Here is a 3,452-nt window from a genome sequence, read left to right as displayed (position 1 = left end):
GGTGTGCTCAAGTGGGACGCCGTGCGCCGGCTGCACTATTCGCACTCGGCCAAGTGGTTCCGCATCGACCTCGCCGATGGCGGCGTGGTGCGCGTCTCCGCCATGCTGATGGGGCTGCCGGGCTTCGCGCAGGCGGCGCTGGGCCAGGTCTCGGCTGCGGCGATCGACTCCGAGACGCGCACCGTCCTCGAGGCGACCGCGGCCGGCAACCTGCCCCGGATATGGGGCTAGTGTCGCTGCGTTGCGTCTCGCTTGCGTAGGGGTACGCGGCGCTTCGACGCTCCGTGCGATCCAGGCGGCTCCGATGTTGACCCGATTTCTGAATCGCAACCCTGGGACTTCCGATGACACGCCGCGTTCCTTGGTTCCTCTCGGGGGCGCGCGGTTTGCCTGCCTGAAGGGCTCCGCTATCCTGGTTATGAAATCCGGAGGACCTGTTTGAAGATCGCGCTGGCATCGCCCGGGGTTGCCGCCTCGCTCGACGAGGGGCTGGGGAAGATCAAGGAGCTGCAATCCGAGGCATCGGTGCGCGGCGCCGAGATCATCTGCTTCCCCGAAGCTTACCTGCCGGGTCTGCGCGGACAGGATTTCGGAATCTTTCCCTTCGATCGCAAGGAGCAGGAGCACGCCCTGAAGACGGTGGCGCAATGGGCCAGGAGCTTCGGGGTGGCCACGATCCTCGGGATGGAGCGCGTGACCGAAGCGGGCCGTCAGATCGCCGCCTTCGTCATCGACGCTCAGGGCGAGCTGCAGGGAATCCAGACGAAGAACCAGCTGGATCCCACCGAGGACCGCTTCTATATTCCCGGCGACAGCCGGCAGCTTTTCGAGATTCAGGGGATCCGCTTCGGCGTGTCGATCTGCCACGAAGGGTGGCGCTATCCCGAGACGGTGCGCTGGGCCGCCGTGCGCGGCGCGAAGATCGTCTTCCACCCGCACCATACGGGAAGCGACCATATCGGCGCGCGCCTCAAGGAATGGGGCTCTCCCCAGGCGCCGTATTACGAGAAGGCGATGATGATGCGCAGCCTGGAGAACACCATCTACTTCGCGAGCGTGAACTATGCGCTGCGTTTCCAGGAATCGGCGACCTGCCTGATCGATCCGTCGGGCCGCTGCCAGGCCTTCCTTCCGTACGGCCAGGAGGGAGTGCTGGTGCAGCCGATCCGGGTGGAGGAGGCTTCCGGGCTGCTGGCTTCCCGCTATGCTCCCGACCGTTATCGCGAAGGGAAGGTCTCGTGATCGCCGCGGCCGCGCCCCCTTCATGAGCCTGGTCGCATCCCTCCTGTTCCTGGCGCTGGCGGCTCCTCCCGAAGCCGTGAAAGTCGAGCGCTACCGGCTGCAGAGCAATAGGTGGGTGAATCTGCACCAGCGCCTGCTCTATGCCGCCCGCTTCGAGCCGAGCACGCCGAAAGGGCTGACTTCCGAGGAAACGGCGGCCTGGGACTCCGCGGTGGGCGTCTACCGCCAGTTTCTCGGGAAGCGCTCTCCGATCTACGATCGGGAGCTGATCGAGATGAACGCGGCCCTGTCCCAGGCGCGCGGGACCCGGCCGCCGGAAACGATTCCCGAGCCGGCGCGCGGCGCGCTGGCCCGGGCGATGACGCTGTACGAAAAGCAGCAATGGGCCGAGGACGATTTCGGCAACCGCTTCTGGATCGCCGTCGCCCGGCCGCTGCTCGAGTCGGCCGGAGCGGAGTTGCTGGCGGCGCACGCCCGTGCCTACGGGGTCCCGTTCCCGAAGCGCATCCTGGTGGACGTCGCCGCCTTCGGTTGGGAGTTCGGCGCCTACACGGTCGGCGATTCCGCCTCGGTCCACTGCGTGATTCAAAGCACGGACCCGGGCAGCCAGGGCTTCGCGGCGCTCGAGAGCTTGATGCACGAGCCGTCGCACGGAATTGTCGAACCCGCCTCGGGCGCTGTGGGGGCCGACCTGGTGAAAGCGGCGGCCGAGCTGAACCGGAAGGTTCCCTACAACCTCTGGCACGGCCTGCTGTTCTACACGGCCGGCGAGCTGACGCGGAAAGCCCTGGCGCGGCGCGGCGTCGAATACGAGCCGATCATCTACCGCGGCATGTTCACCCGGGTATTCGTGGGATTCCAGGAGCCTTTCGAAGCCCATTGGCGCGCCTATCTCGACGGGAAAGAGACGCGCGAGGAGGCGATCCGGCAAATCGTTCTCGCCACCGGCAAGCCGGCGGAGTGAGACGGAGCAGCGGGAACGAGCCCGAACATCCCGTGACATAGCCGCCGCATCGCTATCCGATTTTCAGGCCTTCCCCCGACAGTCTCCCGCATGCGCGTCTGCTATATTGGCCTCGAGTGTTGCGCCTCCGAAGGCATGCGGACGCCGCCGACATGTAACGCGAGCTCGGAGTCGCGACCCCTCCACGAGGTCTGCGATGAAGACTTCGAGGACAATGCTGGAAGAGCAGGTCGGCGGAAAGAGATTGAGTCGTTTCCATGGAAATGCTGCGCGCCTTCTCCGGAGCCCTCGAAAGCCACAAGAAGGGAATGCTGGGCTTCTGCCAGGACCTGATCCGCATCGCCACCGAAAATCCCCCCGGCAATCACTACCGCGAATGCATCGGCCGGATCCGCTTCGAGATGGATCGACTCGGATTGCGCCATGAGGTGGTGGAGACTCCCGGATACGGGGATTTGCCGCGCTTCAGCCTCCTGGGGTTCCAAGGAGAAGGTGAGCGGGTCTTGTATTTCCATGGACACTACGACGTCGTTCCCGCGCAGCGGCGCGAGCTGTTCAGCCCGCGCGTGCAGGAGGGGCGTCTGTACGGGCGCGGCGCGACCGACATGAAAGCCGGTCTGGCGGTCATGATCTATGCCGCCTACCTGCTCAAGGAGACCGGAACTCCTCTCAAGGGGCGCGTCGGGCTGTGCCTGGTGGGAGACGAGGAGACCGGAGGCCGGGGCGGCTCCGAGTATCTCGATCGCGCCGGCTTGCTGGGAAGAAACGGCCTGGCGATGCTGACTCCCGAGCCCACCAGCGGCGCCGTCTGGAACGCCAGCCGCGGCGCCGTCACGCTGCAGATCACCGTGAGGGGGCGCTCGGCGCACGTCGGGCTGCAGCACCAGGGGATCAACGCCTTCGAAGGGATGCTGCAGGTGGCGGCGGCGCTGCAGGTCCTCAAATCCGAGGTGGAGGATCGCCGCACCGCCTACCGCATCGGGCCGGAAGCGGCGGCGCGCTCGATTCTGATGCTTGGAGGGCGCGTCGAGGGGGGCACGAACTTCAACGCCGTTCCCGAGTCGTGCCGCTTCACGGTGGAGCGACGCTTCAACCCGGAGGAGAGCCTGGATGACGAGAAGGCCAGGCTCCTGACCCTCCTCGAAGAGTGCCGGTCGCGCGGCATCGATCTCCAGGTCGAGGTCCTGCAGGAAGGCGAAGCCAGCGGGGTTGCGGAGGATCATCCCGTGGCGCGCCGGCTTGCTGG

General features: G+C 66.3%; 4 protein-coding genes. All 4 read left to right on the top strand.

Annotated elements, in window-relative coordinates; translation table 11 throughout:
* On the top strand, positions 1-231 hold a 231-nt coding region (locus tag VFW45_06475; GenBank protein HEU5180416.1), incomplete at its 5' end, for a PH domain-containing protein.
* A 207-nt stretch (positions 232-438) separates the two neighbouring features.
* Complete coding sequence (locus VFW45_06470; protein ID HEU5180415.1) at positions 439-1,242, top strand: carbon-nitrogen hydrolase family protein; 804 nt, start codon at positions 439-441, stop codon at positions 1,240-1,242.
* Between the two features lie 22 nt (positions 1,243-1,264).
* Positions 1,265-2,206 (top strand): hypothetical protein, encoded by a 942-nt coding sequence (locus VFW45_06465; GenBank protein HEU5180414.1) that lies wholly within the window; start codon positions 1,265-1,267, stop codon positions 2,204-2,206.
* A 257-nt stretch (positions 2,207-2,463) separates the two neighbouring features.
* On the top strand, positions 2,464-3,452 hold a 989-nt coding region (locus tag VFW45_06460; protein HEU5180413.1), incomplete at its 3' end, for a M20/M25/M40 family metallo-hydrolase.

Source organism: Candidatus Polarisedimenticolia bacterium, from assembly GCA_035764505.1.
Lineage (GTDB): Bacteria > Acidobacteriota > Polarisedimenticolia > Gp22-AA2 > AA152 > AA152.
Note: the sequence above shows the minus strand (reverse complement) of the source record. Positions and strands in the feature narration are given on the sequence as shown.